Annotated in this window: 19 protein-coding genes; 5 read left to right on the plus strand and 14 right to left on the minus strand. The window is 36.2% G+C overall.

Annotated elements, in window-relative coordinates:
• Positions 1–177: 177 nt before the first annotated feature.
• From EKL98_RS01890 to EKL98_RS01900, 3 genes are all read left to right on the plus strand, one after another.
• Entirely contained in the window at positions 178–825 is a 648-nt protein-coding gene (locus EKL98_RS01890) for a metal-dependent transcriptional regulator (RefSeq protein ID WP_126457701.1), read from the plus strand.
• Between the two features lie 2 nt (positions 826–827).
• The gene (locus EKL98_RS01895) at positions 828–1,646 is read left to right on the plus strand and encodes a ZIP family metal transporter (protein ID WP_126457700.1); all 819 of its coding nucleotides are present in this window, start codon (positions 828–830) and stop codon (positions 1,644–1,646) included.
• Positions 1,647–1,709: 63 nt separating this feature from the next.
• On the plus strand, positions 1,710–2,126 hold the full coding sequence (locus EKL98_RS01900; RefSeq protein WP_126561397.1) for a hypothetical protein: 417 nt from the start codon (positions 1,710–1,712) through the stop codon (positions 2,124–2,126).
• Between the two features lie 407 nt (positions 2,127–2,533).
• Here the strand turns inward: EKL98_RS01900 and EKL98_RS01905 are convergent, their stop codons facing one another.
• From EKL98_RS01905 to EKL98_RS01925, 5 genes are all read right to left on the minus strand, one after another.
• Positions 2,534–2,665: a FeoB-associated Cys-rich membrane protein gene (locus tag EKL98_RS01905; protein ID WP_126457698.1), complete on the minus strand. Its 132-nt coding sequence runs from the start codon at positions 2,663–2,665 to the stop codon at positions 2,534–2,536.
• A gap of 67 nt (positions 2,666–2,732) precedes the next feature.
• A complete protein-coding gene (locus EKL98_RS01910) occupies positions 2,733–4,961 on the minus strand; it encodes a TonB-dependent receptor family protein (RefSeq protein ID WP_126561398.1) in 2,229 nt (742 codons plus the stop codon).
• Positions 4,962–5,413: 452 nt separating this feature from the next.
• Positions 5,414–7,513: a ferrous iron transport protein B gene (gene feoB / locus EKL98_RS01915; protein WP_126457696.1), complete on the minus strand. Its 2,100-nt coding sequence runs from the start codon at positions 7,511–7,513 to the stop codon at positions 5,414–5,416.
• Positions 7,513–7,752: a FeoA family protein gene (locus EKL98_RS01920; protein WP_126452178.1), complete on the minus strand. Its 240-nt coding sequence runs from the start codon at positions 7,750–7,752 to the stop codon at positions 7,513–7,515. Before EKL98_RS01920 ends, feoB begins: the two co-directional genes overlap by 1 nt.
• 155 nt (positions 7,753–7,907) lie before the next feature.
• Positions 7,908–8,573, minus strand: coding sequence for an SCO family protein (locus EKL98_RS01925; RefSeq protein ID WP_126561399.1), 666 nt, complete (start codon positions 8,571–8,573; stop codon positions 7,908–7,910).
• Between the two features lie 138 nt (positions 8,574–8,711).
• Here EKL98_RS01925 and EKL98_RS01930 point away from each other — a divergent pair, with 138 nt between their 5' ends.
• Positions 8,712–10,775: a M13 family metallopeptidase gene (locus EKL98_RS01930; RefSeq protein WP_126452174.1), complete on the plus strand. Its 2,064-nt coding sequence runs from the start codon at positions 8,712–8,714 to the stop codon at positions 10,773–10,775.
• A 147-nt stretch (positions 10,776–10,922) separates the two neighbouring features.
• Here EKL98_RS01930 and EKL98_RS01935 read toward each other — a convergent pair whose 3' ends face one another.
• From EKL98_RS01935 to EKL98_RS01955, 5 genes are all read right to left on the minus strand, one after another.
• Positions 10,923–11,864, minus strand: a complete 942-nt coding sequence (locus tag EKL98_RS01935; protein WP_233579252.1) for a DMT family transporter — start codon at positions 11,862–11,864, stop codon at positions 10,923–10,925.
• A 1-nt stretch (position 11,865) separates the two neighbouring features.
• Complete coding sequence (locus EKL98_RS01940) at positions 11,866–12,669, minus strand: Rossmann-fold NAD(P)-binding domain-containing protein (protein ID WP_126561400.1); 804 nt, start codon at positions 12,667–12,669, stop codon at positions 11,866–11,868.
• A gap of 120 nt (positions 12,670–12,789) precedes the next feature.
• Positions 12,790–15,108 carry a M28 family peptidase gene (locus tag EKL98_RS01945; RefSeq protein WP_126561495.1) on the minus strand — a complete coding sequence of 773 codons (2,319 nt, stop codon included), beginning with the start codon at positions 15,106–15,108 and terminating at the stop codon, positions 12,790–12,792.
• A gap of 99 nt (positions 15,109–15,207) precedes the next feature.
• Complete coding sequence (locus tag EKL98_RS01950; RefSeq protein ID WP_126452170.1) at positions 15,208–15,558, minus strand: hypothetical protein; 351 nt, start codon at positions 15,556–15,558, stop codon at positions 15,208–15,210.
• Positions 15,555–17,084 carry a bifunctional GNAT family N-acetyltransferase/carbon-nitrogen hydrolase family protein gene (locus EKL98_RS01955; RefSeq protein WP_126452162.1) on the minus strand — a complete coding sequence of 510 codons (1,530 nt, stop codon included), beginning with the start codon at positions 17,082–17,084 and terminating at the stop codon, positions 15,555–15,557. The genes EKL98_RS01950 and EKL98_RS01955 overlap by 4 nt, the downstream gene beginning before the upstream one ends.
• A gap of 178 nt (positions 17,085–17,262) precedes the next feature.
• Here EKL98_RS01955 and EKL98_RS01960 point away from each other — a divergent pair, with 178 nt between their 5' ends.
• Complete coding sequence (locus EKL98_RS01960) at positions 17,263–17,595, plus strand: single-stranded DNA-binding protein (protein ID WP_126452160.1); 333 nt, start codon at positions 17,263–17,265, stop codon at positions 17,593–17,595.
• Between the two features lie 295 nt (positions 17,596–17,890).
• Here the strand turns inward: EKL98_RS01960 and EKL98_RS01965 are convergent, their stop codons facing one another.
• The 4 genes from EKL98_RS01965 to EKL98_RS01980 form a co-directional block, all read right to left on the minus strand.
• Positions 17,891–18,397, minus strand: a complete 507-nt coding sequence (locus tag EKL98_RS01965) for a ferritin (RefSeq protein WP_126457689.1) — start codon at positions 18,395–18,397, stop codon at positions 17,891–17,893.
• Between the two features lie 37 nt (positions 18,398–18,434).
• A complete protein-coding gene (locus EKL98_RS01970; protein ID WP_126561401.1) occupies positions 18,435–19,064 on the minus strand; it encodes a chloramphenicol acetyltransferase in 630 nt (209 codons plus the stop codon).
• Between the two features lie 165 nt (positions 19,065–19,229).
• Positions 19,230–20,486, minus strand: coding sequence for an OmpA family protein (locus EKL98_RS01975; protein ID WP_126457687.1), 1,257 nt, complete (start codon positions 20,484–20,486; stop codon positions 19,230–19,232).
• 284 nt (positions 20,487–20,770) lie between these two features.
• Positions 20,771–21,463: an HAD family hydrolase gene (locus EKL98_RS01980; protein ID WP_126457686.1), complete on the minus strand. Its 693-nt coding sequence runs from the start codon at positions 21,461–21,463 to the stop codon at positions 20,771–20,773.
• Positions 21,464–21,516: the final 53 nt, after the last annotated feature.

The following is a 21,516-nucleotide window of genomic DNA, read 5'->3' on the forward strand; positions in this document are numbered from 1 at the left end:
TAATTTTTTCACAATGCTTAAATTAAATTTAGGCAAAACTAAAAATTATATTTTGCAAAACCAATTTTTTAATTACATTTGTATCAATAACTTAATTGGTTTAGTGAGAAGTCTTCAAGAAGAAATCAATAAATTGATTTGTATTAAAATTTAAAAAGAGTATTCAAAAAACATAGCATGACCTTTTCAGAAGAAAATTATCTCAAGACCATTTACCACCTTACGGCTGTTTCAGAGGTGGATATCAGCACCAATGCGATTGCCGAAAAAATAGAAATCAAGGCGTCATCCGTTACCGATATGCTCAAGAAACTCGCCGAAAAAGAGTTAGTCAACTACATCAAATACCAAGGTGTTTCCCTTACTGATCAGGGACAATTAGCCGCTAAAATGATTGTTCGAAAGCACCGGCTTTGGGAAACTTTTTTAGTTGAAAAATTAGATTTTTCATGGGATGAAGTGCATGATCTTGCGGAACAATTGGAACACATCAAATCTGAAAAACTCATCAATAAGTTAGATGATTTTCTGGGAAATCCCACTGAAGATCCACATGGAGATCCGATTCCGGATGCTAACGGAAGAATTATAAAAGTAGACAAACAACTGCTTTCTGAATTCGAGAAAAACCAAATCGGGATTTGTGTGGGTGTCAAAGATACATCTTCTGATTTTTTAAAATATTTAGACAAACAAGAAATCGCTTTGGGTTCCCAAATTGAAATTATCGAAAAGGAAAGTTTTGATTCCTCTTTGAGAATTCGGGTTGGAACAAAAGAAATAACGGTTTCAAATAAAATAGCCAGTAATATATACATCAAATAATTATGTTTCAATCTGTAGTAGATTATTTTACGAGTATCGACCCAATATTAGCCGCTTTGTATGCGAGTTTATTCACTTGGTTTCTTACGGCTTTAGGAGCCTCGTTTGTTTTTTTGTTTAAAACCATGAACCGGACGGTACTGGACGGAATGCTCGGATTTACCGGGGGCGTAATGGTTGCTGCAAGTTTTTGGAGTTTATTGGCTCCAGCTATAGAAATGACCGGCGGCGAAGGTTTTCAAAAAGTGATTCCCGCAGCTTTTGGTTTTTTTCTTGGTGCCTTGTTCATTTTTGGGATTGATAAAGTATTGCCACATCTTCACATTAATTTTAAAGTTACGGAGGGAATTAAATCGCCTTGGCAGCGTACTACATTACTGGTTTCGGCAATTACACTGCACAATATACCTGAAGGATTGGCCGTAGGGGTTCTTTTTGGGGGAGTGGCTGCCGGGATTCCGGAGGCTTCCATTGCGGGAGCTGTTACCTTGGCCATTGGTATTGGAATTCAGAATTTCCCCGAAGGTATTGCCGTGGCTATGCCGTTGCGTCGTATGGGAATGAGTAGAAGAAAAAGCTTTATGTACGGACAATCATCAGCTTTGGTAGAACCTGTCGCTGCTGTTTTAGGCGCTTTTGCTGTCACATTTTTTACCCCAATTTTACCGTACGCTTTGGCCTTTGCTGCAGGTGCTATGATTTTTGTTGTGGTAGAGGAAGTGATTCCGGAAACACAACAGGATAAAAATACGGATATTGCCACACTGGGATTTGTTGGCGGATTTATAGTGATGATGGTTCTGGATGTGGCTTTGGGATAGGGTTTTTAATTTTTGCCATTTGTTATTAAAAAGAAGCGTAGCTTTATCTTTTAAACCGCGTTTATGAAAAAGTCAGTAGTATTCCTTTGTATGATTATCAGCAGTGCAGTTTTGGCGCAAATCCCAAAATCCCAAAAGGTCAAATACAGTACAATACATCAGAAAATATGCCACAATCAAAAAGGTTTTCAGTTGGTTCTAAAATCGATTTCTTCTGATTCCCGTTGTCCGGAAGGGGTTACTTGTATTTGGGAAGGGGAAGTTTCGGGAGTCGTTTCTGTTTACAAAGATTCAAAATTAATTGAAAACAAGATATTGGTTTTTTCGATGAAAAACGAAAACGAAAATAAAGAGTGGTTTTCTAAATATTTGCCTAAAAAGCAAAAAAACATAAAAAACTATAGTGTTCTTCCGTATCCAAAAGAAGGTGTCAAAATCAACCCGAGTGAATACTATGTGAAAATTGGGTATTTAAAATAACTTTTTATATCACTACTGAATGACTGCATATCACTATAGCAAAATGAAAAATATTTTCATTGGGATTAAATATATATAACTTATATATCAGATTTTTGTTAAAATTATGATGGTCTAATCGCATACGGATTACTAATTCATAATAGTACCATAATTTCAATTTTTGTAGGGATAAAACTAAAATCATGTTCAAAGTCAAATTAGATACAAGTTCAAATTTGAAAACATTTTCTAAAACATACAAACGTAAACAGTTGATATTGAGTCTAAAAATCCATTCTATTAAAGTACCGCACTTTTTTTATATTTTAAAGAAAGCACAGACTTATTGTTTTTTAAGATAGTTCAGACTACTACCAAACATTTTACATGGGCTCTTTTTTAACGTTTAAATACGAAATAAAATTTTAATGGCAGCCGCAATCACCACCACTGCCACAATTTTTATCTGATTTTTTCTTTTTGAGGAAGAATTTTTTAATCAAAAAAGCAAGTGCTATTCCAAGGGCAAAAAAAGCTAAAATTTCTTGAATATCCATATTGTAAAAATAAGAAAAAGCAACCAAAAGAGGTTGCTTTTTTGAGTTAAACTAATGAGAAAGTTTTTTACAACTGTGCCATAATTCCAAAATTGATACTAAAAGGCATTCCTGGTCTTAAACCTGCAGGAACTCTTGAAACGGCATACTTTTCATTCATTAAATTAATGATATTAGACATCAGGCTCACTTTTTGGCTGAGGTGGTATTTGGCTGAGAAATCTACAATAAAATTACTGTTTACTTTGTTTTGGGACGGAATAGTTCCCGTTCCTGCCAATGTTCTAAACGCATCTACATATTTCCCACTGATGGCCAAATTGAATTTTTCTGTTTCGAAAGCGGCAGTCAGAGCAAATTGATTTTTGGCGATGTACGGAATCTCATCTCCACGTGTTACATTTCCCCATATTGGGCTGTTAAAGTCACTATTTAATTTCGTATCCGTCAAAGTATAGGAAAAGCTAAGCGGTAGTTTATATCCTTTTTCTGAATTTTTCAGGATTTCATACGTGGCCAAAAATTCAATTCCCTTTACGATTGCTGCACCTGCATTGAATAAATCTCCAGTTCCAGTTCCGCCACCGGACATGTTATCCGAACCTTGTAAATTAGAAAAATCATTGTAATAGCCAATCAATTCTCCGTAAAAGGCATTTTTTTGAAAGCGAAAACCCAGTTCTGAGTTGATACTGTTTTCGGCATCTTCTCCAACTTTAGCGCCCGGAGGAGAAAACCCTTTGTGAACACTCGTAAACACATTGTAATCTTCATTTATTTTATACAGAATTCCCATTCCCGGTATCCAAACATCAGAACGGTTATTTGCATTTACGATATTTGTACCGGTTCTTGTAATATCGTTGCTCCCGTAATTAATCGATTCTAAATTGATATTTTCATATCGGACTCCTGGCGAGAACGTAAATTTGTCATAGGTAATCGTATAAAGCACATGAGCGGCAATTGCTTCGGCGTAGGTAATCCTATTTGCATCTGTGCCTGGAGTTCCGTTTGAAGTTCTATTCATCACTCCATTTTGTATGGCGTATCCGTCAACCCATTGAAAGCGATCTTCATAATCTTCGTGGTAGCGAAATCCAAAATCAAAATCGTGTTTCAGCGCTCCTGTTGCAAAATTATAATTGGCTACTGATTGGATTCCTTTGGCCTCGTACATCCTATTGTTGGCTTTAACTAATAAAGCATTATCAGCAGTGTTATTAGCTCCTGTTAAAGCTAAATATTCCGCATTATACTTTATTGGATCAATTAATATAGAATTGATTCCTACTTTTGTAGTTCCAAGTTTTAAGGCATCAAGTTTATACCAATTTCTGGCAAAATCATTCTTGTAGGCCTTTGTGGTGATGTTGAAATTTTTAGACGGTTGAATAAAATGGGTCAACATGATTTGTTTGTGCTCCGTATCAAGATAATCTTCATTTGATCCGGCATACCTTCTGTAAGGACTCTTGTTGTAATCGTCTTCGGTCAAACCAAGATAAGTTTCATTGGCAAAATCTTCGCCAAACTGGACTTTAGCGGTTAAGGATTGAAAGATTTTGGCATCGAGATCCGTATTAATTCTAAATTTAGCAACATAATCATTTCCCTGAAAACCGGTGTTTTTTGAACTGTTGTCTATTTTTTTAAATCCGTCTGAATTTCGGTTGTTGTATTCTAAAACGTAACCAAAATTTTTGCGTTCATCTCCAATATTTACGTATGTTTTTTTGGTATTGAAACTACCAATGCTGGCTACAACTCTGGCTTTGAAACGATTTGGGATTTGAGTAGAAACCATATTGATGGCGCCGCCGGTAGTATAAGGACCGTATTGTATTTGACTTCCTCCTTTTACAATTTCGAAAGACTGCATTCTGTTTACTGTTGGGAAATAATACGCGGCAGGAGCGGCATAAGGAGCAGGTGCTATTAGAACGCCATCCTCCATTAGTGTAATTTTACTCGAACGATCTGGGCTGGTTCCTCTCATACCAATATTTGGGCGGAGTCCAAACCCTTCTTCTTCCTGAATATTGATGCCGGGAACGGTTCTTAGAATCCTGGAAACATCATCATAATTAAAGGTTTTTAATTCTTTTGGAGAGATAAAATATGTTGATCCGGCTTTATTTTTGGCTTTAAATTTACTTCCAATGATCGCATCGGTGGTAATAATAACTTCGTTTAAACTTTCAATACTATCTTTTTGAGTTTTTGTAAGTTCCTTTTCTTGTGCAAACAAAACGGACGTAATTAATAGCGAGCCGATAATTATAATATTCTTCATTTTTATTTAGATTAATTCTACACTGCAAATGTAGAACCTAAATCTTATTTAGACAAATTAAAAATAATAAAAATTTGACATTTTAACTTTTGTTGACATATAAGTAATGAGATTAAAATAATGTCGTATTTGTTTTTAACTCAACCTCAGTCTTTATTGAAGGTTTGACATTATAATATGTGACAATATATCGTTCCTATTACTTAGTTCTTATAAAGGAATTAAATTTATGAGTCTTAAAAGCATGTATAACCAAGTGCTTTATCTTATTTTGCTTGATCTTCTTAATTTCTTTTGCTGCTAATTCGCAAATTGTTTGTCCAACTTGGAGTTATTTAATAAGTAATCAAATCGCACGGTAAAAGGCTAAGATCTGCATTTTAATTTTTTTAAATTTTAGCTTTTTTCACTCACACTCATACGAGTGATTTTAAAACCATTGTAGTGTGTGATTACTTTAAAATTTGGTATGCAATTAAAGCAACAACATACGCAAATCCGGACATAAAGATCAATTGTCCTGCCGGCCATTTCCAGGAATTGGTTTCTTTTTTAGTAACGGCGAGTGTACTGGCGCATTGCAAAGCAAAAGCATAAAAAAGTAATAGTGATATTCCGGAAGCAAAATTAAAAACCTTTTCTCCGGTAACCGGATTAATCTCGGCAGCCATTTTATTTTTAATAGTGACTTCATTATCGCTACCACCCACACTGTAAATAGTGGCTAATGTTCCCACAAAAACCTCCCTGGCGGCAAAGGAACTGATGATGGCAATTCCTATTTTCCAGTCGTAACCCAGAGGAGAAATAGCAGGTTCAATGGCTTTTCCCATGATTCCGATATAAGAGTTTTCCAGTTTTTGGGAGGCCACTGCATTCTCAAATTCAGCTTCAGGCAACGGATTATTTTTGGTGTTTTCAGTGACAATGGTTTCTGCATCATTGAATTTTTCTCCTGGTCCGTACGAAGCTAAGAACCATAAAACTATAGAAATAGCCAGTATGATTTTTCCGGCACCAAAAACAAAGGCTTTTGTTTTTTCGATCACATTAATACCTACGTTTTTGAAAAGCGGTAATTTATAATTGGGCATTTCTACCACAAAGTATGTTTTTCCTTTTATTTTAAGGATTTTATTTAAAATGTAAGCTGAAAAAATAGCCGTTCCAAAACCCAAAAGATACAACAGCATCAAGGTCATTCCTTGCATGTTCAGAAAACCCAAAACACGAGTATCCGGAATTACCAGAGCAATGATTATGGCATAAACAGGTAATCTGGCGGAGCAGGTCGTGAATGGGGTGACCAGGATGGTGATCAATCGTTCTTTCCAGTTTTCAATGTTTCGGGTTGCCATAATTGCCGGAATCGCACAGGCCGTACCGGAAATAAGTGGGACTACACTTTTGCCTGATAATCCAAATTTACGCATAATTTTATCCATCAGGAAAACAACTCGGCTCATGTAACCGCTTTCTTCAAGAATTGAAATAAACATAAATAGGAAAGCAATTTGAGGGATGAAGATCAAAATACCTCCAATTCCAGGAATTATTCCCTGCGAAATTAGATTGGTTAAAACGCCGGCCGGTAATTGCTCGGCAGCAAGAGCGCTTATTGTAGCAAAGGTACCGTCAATGAAATCCATTGGAATTTTAGACCATTCGAAAATAGATTGAAAAATAACAAACAAAATCATGAAGAAAATCACATAACCCCAAATCTTGTGAGTCAGGACGCGATCCAGTTTGCTGCGAAAATCTTTAGCAATTGTCTCATCGACTTTTAATCCTGTTTTCAAGACGTCATTGATGAATTGGTAGCGTTTTATGGTTTCTTTTTGTTGCAAACGCTTTAGATCCGAATGCGATTTAGTAAATGAATTTCGGATTTCATTTCGGTCTAAATTCAGGAAATTGACGTCTTGAGTAATGACCAGCCATAATTTATACAAGAGCTGGTTGGGAAATGTTTTTCTTAAAGTATTAAAATATTCCGGATCAATGCTTGAGGCATTCAAGCAGGGTTCATTCGAAAGGGATTTGTAGTTGACTATCAATTTTTTTAGTTCATCAATTCCAAAACCTTTTCTCGAACTGATCAGCGCAATTTTTGTTTTTAAGTGTGCTTCAAGATACGGAATATCCAGCGTAATTCCTTTGAATTTCATTCTATCGGCCATGTTGATGACTAATATGGTTGGAATTTCAAGGTCTTTTATTTGGGTAAAAAGTAATAAATTTCGTTTTAGATTCTCCACATCCGTAACTACAAGGGCTACATCAGGGTATAATTTATCGTTTTTATTCAGTAATAATTCAATGACAACGTTTTCATCAATCGAACTGGCATTTAGGCTGTAGGTTCCCGGTAAATCCAAGATATTAGCCTTGATGTTATTGGGTAATTTGCAAAAACCCATCTTTTTTTCAACGGTAATTCCAGGGTAATTCCCTACTTGTTGATTCAAACCGGTCAATTGATTAAAAACAGAGGTTTTTCCGGTGTTAGGATTTCCAATTAAAGCAACATTGATATTTTGATTGGTCATTATAAATTAGTTTTTAGTATTTCAACTTCAATCTCACGGGCAGTTTCCAATCGGATAGCAACGTGTGAACCATTGATGTTTAAATATAAAGGATCGCCAAAAGGAGCAATTTGAAGTAATTCTACCAGATTGCCCGGCAAGCAACCCATTTCCAATAATTTTAATGGAACTATATCAATGTCAAAGTCTTTTATAATGGCCTTTTCGCCTTTTTTGAGAGAATTTATCGTTGTTTGCAAACCTTATTTAGATTGAATTAAGATTGCAAAAATACACATTTTAATACAAATAAAAATGATAAATATCACATTTAAACCTTAATTAAGACAAAAAAAATGCATGGATTGGGATGGGATTTATCAGAAAAGGAGAAGAAATTAAAGGTCAATTAATCTTATTCGGCACTCAAAAAACGAATGTCGTCGATTAATCGTTTCATGTCTTCTTTGTTAGTGCCGTCATAAAACCCACGAACTCTTTTTTTAGTATCTACCAATACAAAATTTTCTGTGTGTACCATGTCGTATAATTCGCTTGGTTCTCCCAGTTTAACGGCCAAATACGATTTTCTGGCCATCTCATAAATTTCTTTTTTATCGCCGGTGACTAAATTCCATTTTGAAGCATCTACCTTATATTTTTTGGCGTAAGCCTTCAAAACCGGAACGCTGTCCGTCTCCGGAAAAACAGTATGCGACAATAACTTCACCTTGGGGTCATTGGCAAAAACTTTCTGGATATCCGATAAATTGGTGCTCATTTTTGGACAAATGGAGCCGCAAGTGGTAAAGAAAAAATCAGCCACATATATTTTTCCTTCATAGTCTTTTTGGGTGATGGTTTTTCCGTTTTGGTTGACAAACGAAAAATCAGCAATGGTATGGTATTTACTTTTATACTGAATCGTACTGTCTACTAATTCCGGATTTACATCAGAAGGATTAAAAATAGGAAGTGTTTTTTTTGGCTTTAAGGCCGAATAAAATAAGGATAAAACGATTGCAGAAAAAACCAGGAAGACCCCTAAAAAGATTCGGTATTTTTTTAAAATTCGTAACATAATGTTATTTTAATACAAAAATACGAAAACGAAATTTGTTTTTAATTCAAATTAACACAATCTTATTGGGATAAAATTTAACAAGAAGTTAAAAGTTTTATTGATAGCTTTGTAAAACTAACTAAATATATATTAAAAATGAAAAAGAACATCAATAAGCAGTTGCTTTTTGTGATTCCTGCAATCATGGGTTTTACGGTAAGTCAAGCCCAGAACACAGCCGTGGCGAAAGAGCCAGGAATCAATGTGAACCACATGGACAAGAATGTACAACCCAACAATGATTTTTTTCGCTATGTGAATGGAACATGGTTGGATAATACAGAAATTCCAGCTGATAGAACCCGTTGGGGAAGTTTTGATGAATTGCGTCAAAAAACAGATGCCGATGCTTTGGCAATCTTGAAGGAAGCCACTAAGAATCCGAGTTATAAATCAAATACTGATCAAGGGAAAGCCGTTAATTTATACCAGTCGATATTAGATACCATAGGAAGAAATAAGCTTGGGATAGCGCCTTTAAAGCCGTATTTGACAAAAATAAACGCAGTTAAAAATGCGAAAGACCTAGAGGCATTATTAATTGAAATGGAGCCAATTGGCGGTATTGGATTTGTGGGAGCCAGTGTAGGCACTGATGCAAAGAACAGCAATAGAAATGTAATTAATGTAGGATTGGGTAGCGTAGGTTTGCCAGACAGAGATTATTATGTTTCTGAAGATGCCGACTCTAAAGAAAAACGAGCTAAATACGTGCTTCACGTTGCTAAAATGTTACAGTACCTTGGTGATACTCCGGTAGTTGCTAAAGCGAATGCCGAAAAAATCCTGGCACTTGAAATCGCCATGTCTAAACCAAGATTGGATAGAGTAGAAAGAAGAGACCGTCGTAAATCATACAACCCAATGACGGTTAAAGATTTACAAAAACTGACGCCTTCAATCAACTGGGATAATTATTTCACAAAAATAGGATTGCCTAAAGTGGATTCCTTGATAGTGTCTCAGCCTAAATATATGACTGCTTTAGAAACAATTTTCAAAGAAAATAAAGTAGAAGACTGGAAAGCATACATGCGTTGGACTTTATTAAACAGAGCATCAAGTCAATTGTCAACTACTATTGAAGACGCAAACTGGGAGTTTTACGGAAAAACCCTGACGGGCGCTGTAAGTCAAAGACCACGTGACGAAAGAGCACTTCAAACCATCAACGGAACGGTTGGAGAAGCGTTAGGAAAATTATATGTAGAGAAAATGTTTCCGGCTGAAGCCAAAGCCAAAGCGGAAAAAATGATCAAAAATATATTTCTTGCTTTCGAAAACCGAATCAATAATTTGCCTTGGATGTCTACAGAAACTAAGGTAAGTGCACTTGCTAAACTGCATAAATCAAGAATAAAAATTGGATATCCAGACAAATGGAAAGATTATTCAGCCTTGACCATTAAAAGTCCAAAAGAAGGCGGAACGTATTTTGATAATGTTAAAAACTTGGCAAAATGGCGTTTTGAAGAAAACATAGCTGAATTGAACAAGCCAGTCGATAAAGAAAAATGGGGCATGTCTCCACAAACGGTGAACGCCTATTTCAACCCATCAAATAATGAAATTGTATTTCCAGCAGCTATTTTGCAACCGCCTTTTTATAATTATCAAGCAGATGAAGCCGTAAATTATGGTGGAATTGGAGCCGTTATCGGGCATGAAATTTCACATGGGTTTGATGATTCGGGATCGCGTTACAATGCTGACGGAAACTTAGTAGATTGGTGGACCGCTGAAGATTTGAAACAATTCTCTGCTTTAACAGGAGCGCTTGCAGCTCAATACAGCGCTTTGCAACCTATTCCAGGAACTTTTGTAGATGGTAAATTCACGCTTGGTGAAAACATTGGAGATTTAGGAGGCGTAAATGCCGCTTATGATGGTTTGCAATTGTACCTGAAAGCAAACGGAAACCCGGGATTAATCGATGGATATACTCCGGAACAACGGTTCTTTATTTCCTGGTCAACGATCTGGCGTTCCAAAATGCGTGATGAAGCCTTGAAAAACCAAGTGAAAACAGATCCGCATTCTCCAGGAATGTACCGTGCGTATGTGCCTTTGCAAAATATTGATACGTTTTATCAAGCCTTTGATATTAAAGAAAATGATGGCATGTACATTGCTCCAGAAAAGAGAGTAAAAATCTGGTAGAAATTATTCACCAGAGTATGATCCTGGTGTGATTTCTCCTTAGTCGAATGACACAGAGACGTAGCTTCAGTCCAGAAAAAAATACAGGTATAAAAATTATCTTGTAGTATGAAAAAGTCCCATTTGCCTGAGCAAATGGGACTTTTTTTATTCTGTTTTGATACTGTTTTTTCGGGTTCTTCTCAGCGAATAATTCACCAGATACAAGCCAAATAAGGTGACGCCACCTCCTACGGCTATGGCAGTATTGAGGGTTTCCCCAAAGATTATTGCGCCTAAAATCACGGCAATAATTGGGTTGATATAGGAATACACACTACTGATCTCCGCAGGAAGATTTTGAAGAGCATAAATAAAGGCAATGAAAGTAAGTATGGAACCAAAAACAACTAAATAAGCGATAGACCACCAGGAAGCAGCAGGAATTTCGCTTAATTTGACGGAAATTCCAGTTGCGCCAGTGTAGGCGAAAACTAAAATACTAGAAATAAACATTTGCAGTCCCAAACTAAAATACGGATTAAAAGTGGCTGCTTTTTTCTTCGTGTACAAGGTGCCAAAAGCCCAAGTTAAAGTAGAAATTATGGAAATGATTATTCCAAATCTGAAACTAGGAATCAAAAAATCACTCAGGTGGTCGTAAAAAATCACACAAACCCCACTGAAACTGATAATCAAACCCACAACTGATACTCTGGATAATCGTTCGCCTCTAAAAAAAGTAATGATCACAATCCATAAAGGGACACAAGCGCCAATAATTGCGCCTAGACCACTACTGATATACTTGACGCCCCAAGTGCTTAATCCGTTGCTTAAAACAAAATTAAGAATGCTTAGAATGATGATCGTTTTCCATTGTTTTCCCTTTGGCCAAGGCGCCTTTTTAAATAAAAAATAGGAAATATACAGGAATCCTCCTAAAAATTGTCTGATGGCGACAAGTTGTAAGGCGGGCATGTGTTTCACGCCTTCTTTAGAAGCAATCCAGGTAGTTCCCCAAAAAAAACTGACCCAACACAAAGCCAAAATTGGCAGTCCAATAGTGTCTATTTTGGACGAAACGGCATTCTTAATTTTAGTTCTCACATTACAAATTTGGTTTCGTAAAAGTATACTTTAAAACCGTTTCTATGCGAGCACTCAAAATTATTTTTCCAGTTGAATTTTCTTCAGAATTAAATTTTGGCAAAGCTAAATCCAGATCCTTCGCTTTTTGGGTGTAGTACTGTTCTCGAGAAGGATGAAATGGAGCCACTGCATTGAAGGTTTCATTCCATGAATCCGTTTCAATAATTTTTTCAATGATTCCAATACAATCGTCTTGATGAATTAAGTTAATGGTTGCATTAGGGTTGTCAAGATTTTCTCTGCCGGCCAAGAATTTTACAGGATGGCGGTCCTGGCCAATTAATCCGCCAAAACGCAATACCGTCGTTTTAAAATGACTGTTGTTTAGCAAAAGCTGTTCTGTTTCCAGTAATTGTTTGCCGCTTTCCGTATCTGGTTTTGGGATAGTTTCTTCAGTAACAAAAATAGCTTCATCATTATAAACAGATGTCGAACTGATGAAAAGTACGTTTTCAACAGAAGATTTTTCGATAGATGGAATCATATTTCTAATCTTGGCAACAAAGTTTTCTTGCGCTAAACCACGAAGTTTTGGTGGGACATCAATGATTAAAATTTTAGAATTTTCCAGAAAATCAGAAAGGTTTCCTTTGGTTTTATTTTCTGAAAGCGCAATTAAGAAAGGAGCGATTCCGGCATTTTTCAATACGTCTAATTTCGCTGTAGAAGTCGTCGAGCCCTTCACGGAAAATCCTTTCGAAAGTAAGGCTTTCGCCAAAGGCAAACCCAGCCATCCGCAACCCAGAACACTAATTTTTGTCATTTTCGTTTTTTGTAATCAATCGTAATTTTTAAATTTATATGCGGTTACAATTGGTGGCCGTGCATTCTCATAAATTTAAATTTCTTCAAGGTCATAAAATGTGACCTTAAAGAAATTCCATCATAATTTTTTCAAACTGTCTTTCACTACTGCTAAACTATCTTTTACAACAGGATTTGTTACAGTAGTATTCAAAGTATTCTCAACAACCGGACTCGCTTTTATTTTTTGCCTAATGACAACCGCATCGTTCAAAACAAAAGGGGTTGGCATCATCCAGTTTTCTCTTTTTGTGATTTCAAATAAAGGATTTGAAAGTAGGTCAAAAGAACTTTCTAACAGTTCCATGTTGAACGCAGTTGCAGCATTAAAACTAAACTGCAATTCTAAAGGGGCGTTTCCTACCACATAATAACTCAATATCTTCTTTCCTTTTCGCTGGTAAATTGAATTTTTCCGACCTAGTGTAGTCACGCCATTCGCTTTTAAATTATGAAGTATCATTTTTTCATTGGCAAAAATGTCATAGCGATTAACGTTTCTGTTCGGGGAAATTTTTATTTTGACATGTCTTTGATTTCCTATAATTCGGTCTTCCAGAAATGCGATAGTTGGTTTCGGAATCGCTTTTTTAGGAGCTTTGGCAGCATAGGTAAAACCAGAATTGTATTTGCTAAACAACGGAATTTCGTTCAAATTGGTTGCCTTTTTCGGGTTTACACCCAAATAGCCTGTGGTCCAGGAATCGAGATTAGTGTCATACGTGGCCCAATTGGCTTGATCTGTGTCAGCATTATAGAGGTATAATAAACTATTTGACTTCGCTTTTCCGGGTTTGTATCCCGACTCTAAATGCGCTTTCGCAAAAAAGCCAATGGAAAGCAAAAGCAGGAGTATAGACCAGATTCCCTTTTTGGCGAAAGCCCCAAAAATAGGCAGCAATAATCCGAACATCAATACGGTAAGAAGGGCACTTCCAAACAATACCTTTAGTCCCAAACCGATAGGAAACATTTGGATAAAAGGAGCTATAATGATCAAAGCAGGAATGCTAAAAATAAGATTTAATGTTTCGCTTGATTTTTGAGTGACAATGAAAACTCCAAAAAGGAATAGACCAAAGTACACCGGAATAATCAAGAATCCAGCTCCCGGTAACATAAAAGCTATGATAGCATTAATCCCAATCCAAATAAATAATGGCGCTACATAATGATTGATGTTGACTTTACGACATGAAAATAAATGATAAAAGACCATGCTTATTGCTAAAGCCAGCAGTACGAAAGCAGCTATGTAAGCATGTCCGTTATAGGTAAATCCGTTCAGCAAATCCGTGTATTGAGGATAGACGAGCAGCAATCCTTTCCATCCAAAAAAGGTAATTATTCCCGTTGCCGTCAGGGAACCAAACAGCGGAATGAATCCTTTTACAATTTCTCGGGCTGATATAAGGCGTTTGGCTCTTCCTATAAATAATAGCGAAAGAAACAACGCTAAGGCGAGTAGAACCATAGGCAAAACCCAACTGAAAGGATAGCTTATAAAAGTGTATGGAATGGTAAAATAGACATACTCTTCACTGGATTGCACCGCATTTAAATCCGTATTGGAAAAATAATTTAACAACGGCATTAAATATGAACCCTGATGAGCCAGCGTATTTTTGTTTAAATGCTGGATGTCATCCTGAGCGGTATGGTAGTTAAAATGGTCGTCAATAAATGCAAAGTTATAGCCCTGAATATCGCCTTGTTCCCTAAAAACGGTCAAATCAGTGTCGTTGGGTAACATTTTATAAATACTGTACATCAAGGAATTAGATACTGGAAAAGTCGCTTTTGCAGCAGCAAACTCTTTTACTAATCCTGCATTTCCATTGTTAGTTTCCATCAGCATGTAGCTGGGGCCGGAAGAACCACGGGCTTCAAAGTTGAGTACCAGTCCCACTTGTTTTGCCCATTGATGTTGGGTTACAAAAAGTGCAGCACCATTAAGTCCTAACTCTTCTGCATCCGAAAACAGAATAATAATATCGTTTTTATGCGGGGTTTTATTGTATAAAAAAGCCCGAACACTTTCCAGAATTGTAGCTACACCGGAACCCGCATCACTAGCTCCGGGCGAGTAGGAATGGGGTGCGCTGTCATAGTGTGAAAGCAACAACAAGGCTTTGGAACTATTAGAACCTTTGATACGAGCCAAGATGTTTTTTGATTGTACAAGATTTCCCCAGTCACTTAGCGTATAGCCGGTTTGAACAGAAGTCTGCAGTCCTAACTTTTTTAACTCTTTCAGGAGGTAATTTGCGACCACATCATGATTGTCGGAGCCTACATAATGAGGTTTTTTTGAAATGGATTTGATGTGATTCAAAGCCCTTTGGGTCGAAAACTCAGTAAGGGACCCTTGATCATTGGAAGTCCATTGCGGCATCATCGTAAAGTAGATTAACGCTAGGGTTACTGAAATAAACAAACCGGCAAAAATGGAGAAATAATCTTTTTTCATGGTAAGTAAGTGGATTTGGATGCGGTGTTAAATGTCTTTTTTGACTAGCATGTAATACTCATTGTCTAAAACTAAATACCCCTGATCGTACAGGAAATAGTAAGTATTTCCTGTTTTGGTTCGCAGAATATTAGTAAAAAATTCAAAATCAAAACCTTTGCTTAATAATTTTGCGCGGGTGGTTTTTGATTTTCCATCGGGATTAAGTTCAATTAGAATGCGGTAATTTTTACGCAACTTATTGTTGATGTTGCGCATAAAATTAGTGCTGTCTTTGTTCATTTTATTGTTGTAGGCGTTGCGACATCCGTCACTGCAAAACTTTTTATCTTCACGGCCTACAATTTTCTCTTCACATTCTAAGCAGGTTTTTGTCATGGATTTATTTTTTTGATATCGTATAAATCAGTTCTACGGTCTTTTAGAATGCGTACGCTACCGTGCTCGTGAAGCTCTTTCAGTAAATCTAAATCTACGTCAACAATGAGTGTCATCTCGGTATTTGGGGTTGCTTCGGCTTTGATTCCATTACTTGGAAAAGCAAAATCAGAAGGTGTAAATACTGCTGATTGCGCATATTGAATATCCATGTTGTTTACCTTTGGTAGATTTCCTACACATCCTGCTATGGCTACATAACATTCGTTTTCAATCGCTCTGGCTTGTGCGCAATGTTTGACTCTGGTATAGGCGTTTTGAGTATCTGTTAAGAACGGTACAAATAAAATATTCATGCCTTCATCTGCCATTAATCTAGAGAGTTCCGGAAATTCAACATCATAACAAATCATGATGCCTATTTTACCACAATCGGTATCAAAGGTCTTAATTTGTGATCCTCCGGTCATCCCCCAGTGCTGTACTTCGTTTGGAGTAACATGAATTTTGGCATACATTTCTGAAGTTCCGTCTCTCTTGCACAGAAAACCCACATTGTAAAGCGTGCCATTTTCTAAATGAGGCATACTTCCTGTAATAATGTTGATGTTGTACGAAATGGCTAGCTCCTGAAAGCGTTTGCGAACAGGCTCTGAATGTTTGGCTAATTCCCGTATGGCTTCTGCCTCGGACAAATGATTGTAATCCGCCATCAACGGAGCGGTAAAGAGTTCTGGAAAGAGTGCAAAATCACTGCCATACCCGGAAACGACATCAACAAAAAATTCACATTGTTCAAACAAAGCTTCCAGATTGTTCAGTTGGCGCATCTGCCACTGAACGAGTCCCAGGCGGATGACACTTTTCTTGAGGTTTATTAATTTAGGGCTTTCGTCGTAATAAATATTATTCCATTCTAGTAAAACGGCAAATTCTTTAGAATCGGTATCGCCTTCCAGATAGTTTTTCATGACCCGGATTACGTGAAAATCATTGCTCAGCTGAAAAGAAAGCACAGGGTCGTGTAGCTCTTTTCTTTTTACTTTTTCGATATAATTTTTAGGAGTGAGGGTTTTGGCGTGTTGCCCATAATTTGGAATCCTGCCGGCAAAAACAATTGCTTTCAGATTCAATTGTTCACATAGTTCTTTACGGGCGTCATACAAACGTCTTCCCAAGCGGAGTCCTCTGTAGCTTGGATGAATAAACACATCTATTCCATACAAGACATCCCCTTGTGGATTGTGGGTCGAAAAGGTATATTTTCCTGTTATATCAGAATAATTATGGTTTTTGTCTACTAAGCTTTCATCCACAATTAGCGATAATGCAGAGCCTACAACTTTGCCGTCTACTAAGATTACGAGTTGGCCTTCCGGAAAAATGCTCAATAATTTTTCAATATGATGTTCTCTCCAATAGGAACCAACCATTTCCGGATACGATTCTACCATTGATTTTTTGAGCTCTTTATAGTCTTCAATCGCTAGATTTCGTAACTCTACTTTGTTTATTTTGGCTTGCATGAAATAATGATTTTATCAAATATAGCTAAAATTTACCAATTACAAACGGTTACAAATAGTTACAACCGAAAGTAAATAGTTAACAACCGAATGCTTTTTAGCTATGATCGCATCTTTGCCCTGTTGATTTGAAAGACCAATTCAACAAACATACACTAACATTTAAATAGTATACGCCATGAGCACATTAAGAAACAAAGTACAGTTAATTGGACATGTAGGAAATGATCCGGAAATCAAATCATTTGACGGAGGAAAAAAACTAGCTAATTTTTCCTTAGCTACAAATGAAAGCTACAAAAACGACAAAGGAGAAAAAGTAGAAGAAACCCAATGGCACAAACTCGTTGCTTGGGGAAAAACGGCTGAAATCATAGAGAAATATGTTACCAAAGGAAAAGAAATTGCCATTGAAGGAAAATTAACCCATAGAAGTTATGACGATAAAAATGGAGAAAAACGCTACATCACTGAAGTTGTCGTTGATGATGTTTTGCTTTTAGGGAAATAGGTTTTTCAAGACGAAGCAATAAAATAATGCCCTCTGTATCAGAGGGCATTTATGTTTTGAATCAGGATACTTTTTTTAATAAATCAAACAACGGACACCGCTTACAGCGATTGTCTTCCCCTTTTTTGAATTTTTTGCAACATTTAGATTTGCAGTTTTCTGCAATCTTAATGGTTTTAAGGATTTCTTTTTGATTTTTTTTCTTTTCCTTTTTTTTCTTTTCCAATTTTTATAAAGAATTAAAAACTAAGGCAAATGTATGTTATTTTTATCTGTTCTAAATAAATTTTAACATTTAAATAGCAGGTTTGACAAGCGCCACTTGTTGTAAGTCTCTGTCAAATAAGTATAAACCGCCTTTGTCATCTCCTATTAAGTTGATTTTGTCCAAAATAGATTTTGCGGTCGCTTCTTCCTCAATTTGCTCGGCAACATACCATTGCAGAAAGTTATGTGTGGCATAATCTTTTTCAGAGAAAGTGATGTGTACCAACTCATTTATCGAATCCGAAACAAAAATTTCATGTTTATAAAGTTCCTCAAACATATCTTTGAAGGTTTCATAAGTAGTTTTTGGGGCTTTTAAGTCCGTTATTTTTGCATGGCTACCACGTTCATTTACATACTTGATTAATTTGAGCATGTGCAGGCGCTCTTCGTCAGATTGGGCAAACATGAATTGAGCAATTCCTTCCAGTCCGCTCACTTCAGCCCAACACGCCATAGAAAGGTAGGTTTGCGAGGATTCTGCTTCAATGCGAATCTGTTTGTTTAGGGCAATTTCAATATTTTTAGATAGCATAATTTTAGTTTTTAGTAAAGTTAAAAAAAATAAGTCACTACTGATTCATCAATTCCTGAAAACAATCCACAAATTGTCCCAGATGAAAACCGTCCATTAATCCATGATGTACATGAACAGACAAGGGCATGGTTCTTTTGCCACTAGGGGAGACTTTCATTTTGCCAAAAGATATTTTTGGACAGCTGTCCGGAAAGGAAAAACTTCTAGCATGGGATAAAGAGGAAAAATCCAGCCACGGAATTGCTGAAAAATGGATCACGTTATCCTCCTCAAAGGTTCGGGTAAAAAGTCCTGTTGTGGTTTGAATGCGGGCAATCTCTGTAGCGGAGGTCGTTTTGAAAACTGCAAAATCAGCATTGTATTCGATTAAAGAAAATCCGAAAGTGCCGTCCTCCCGACCAATTGTAGCTGAAGCATTAATTTGGTCACAAATATATATTTGGTCCTCTGAAACTCGATACTTAAAAGATTCAATGGTATTTACCGCTACTAATGTTTGGTGTAAATAATAATTAAAAAAAGAAGAATTTAGTGCTTTTGCAGCTGCATAAGCTTTCGTACAATCAATTTTGACTGTGGCTCCAAAAAAAGGTTCTTCAAATTGTCTAAAAAAATGAAAATGTTCTTTTCTGGGCCAATTTTCTATATCTAAAAGGGTTCTCAAAATGAAGGGATTTTATTTAAAGTTCAAAAGTACAGCTATTCTTTGTGAATAGTTAGGAGTTAGTTGATTCTCTATTCTAAAATGGAACAGTTAGATAAGGTGTAGTTCTAAAAAAAGCCCTAAAGAAATTTTCCTTTAGGGCTTTTTTATAAGTAAGTATGAAGCTTATTTTACGGAGAACGTAACTCTTCTAACTAATTTTCTTGCATTTACTGAATTTTTATCTACAGAGGTATCTTCACCGTTTGCAACAACATTCAATCTTGATGCATCAATGTTAGCTTTTACCAATGTAGTTTTAACATGGTTAGCTCTTGCTGTAGATAATTTATCATTGTAAGCAGATCCTCCTAATTCATCAGCATGACCAATAATGTCTACTGAAGCAGAAGGATTGTCTCTCAAGTATGTTAAAATAAAACTAGTAGCTTCTGTAGATACGTCAGTTGGTCTTGATTGATCAAAGTTAAAATAAACAGCAACATAACCACCATTAATTAAACTTTTGATTAGTTCGTTATCATATACAACGTTACTATCGGGGGTTTTGCTAGCATAATTCTCTAGGACGTAAGCTTCTGTAGCATCAGGAACATTGTTGTTATTTTTATCAATTGATCTTCCTTTTGTGTCAACCAAAGCTCCTGCAGGGGTATTTTCTTCTTGATCTAAATAATTAGCTACGCCATCTCCATCCGTATCCAGCATTTTATTTTCGATAGCCATAAATCTTGTATCAATTGCATCAAATTTACCTTCGTGATCGATAACCCAGTCCGCATGTTTTTCGTTTTTACCTAAGTAAACTGTTAAACCTACTGTACCATTAAAAAGAATCCCTGAGAAACCTCTGGCATCACGAGTACTTGCACCATCAAAAGCGGCATCTTGCGCAGCATTAAGAATAGTTGTGAAATCTCCCGTTAGAGCAATTCTGTTTGATAGTTTAATTTGACCTGTAACACCGGCCATAAAGTTACCCATTCTGTCTTTCAACGCCGAATTTTGGTCTTCTAATTGTGCTAAACCAAAACCTGCATGACCCAATAAACCGAGAGTGTTTGTCCATGTTTCAAAATTCATGATTCTTCCTAAATTAGCGACGGCTTGAATATCTGCTCTGTAATATTTAGTGTCAAAATCAATTGAATTGTTTTTGCCTTGGAAGCTGTTGTATCCAATGTCAGCCTTTAAACCAAATTTGTTGTTGAACATATATCGAACTCCAAGATCAGCAACAAAAGGACTAGGTGTAGAGGTGAAATAACCAGCAGTCATTGGTCTTTGTGTTTTATTAACACCACCTGCTAATTCAACAGACCATTTGTTGTAATCGTTTTCAGTATTTTTCTGAGGTTCTGTTTGAGCGCTTAAAGTTGTAATCGCTGAAGCAAAAACTAACGTAAGTATGATTTTTTTCATCATATAAAAATTTAAAGTTTTTACAAACCTACAGTACAAAAATGGAGGATAGCCGGTAAAGAGTAAATTATATAAGGATTCGTTCCAATTGTAATAAACAATGTACTAAAACGGGCGTTTTTTAAATGTTTTAAAGCATTTTTGATGCCTCAAAATAGGTATTTATATGCTGAATTTGTATCTTTTTTACTTAAAAAAGAGGTTTAGAGGGGCTAAATTTAAGACAGAACAGATCCGACAAATGCACTCGCATACTCTAATTTTAGCCAATTGGATTGGTGGATTTATCGTAATTCCAATCGTTTTAAAACGTCTGTTATTTTTTTGAAAGCAATGAAATTTTCGTGTTCTATTTTATGGTCAATTTTTTCATGTGCCCAAGTGGTATGAAACGGAATGTGAACGGCATGTCCGCCAATGGCTAAAACCGGAAGTATATCTGATTTTAAGGAATTGCCAATCATAAAAAATTCCGAAGGTTGTATTTCCAATCGTTTGATGAGATCGGAATAATCTTTTTCCTGTTTGTCTGACATCACTTCTATATGGTGAAAATAATGTCCCAAACCAGAATTGTGCAATTTTCGGCGTTGGTCTAATAAATCGCCTTTGGTAGCTACAACCAATTTGTATTTTCCGTTCAATGCGTCTAAAGTTTCTTGAACACCATCCAATAAAACGATAGGTTTCTCCAGCAATTCTTTTCCATATTGAATAATTTTTTCGATTATTTCAATAGGAATGGTATTATTCGAAATATTCATCGCGGCTTCAATCATCGAAAGAATATAGCCTTTGATTCCGTAGCCGTATAATTTCAGATTGTCAATTTCGACCTTGAAAAGTTCTTTAGAAATTCCCTGATGCGATAAATAATCTTCCATCAAACCGCAGAATTTTTTCTCCGTTTCATCAAAATAGGTTTCGTTGATCCATAAGGTATCATCGGCATCGAAGGCAATTACTTTTAAGCTCATATTTTTTTATTTACCGCGAATTCGCTAATTAATATATTTAAGATTACATATTA

This window comes from Flavobacterium bomense (assembly GCF_003970355.1).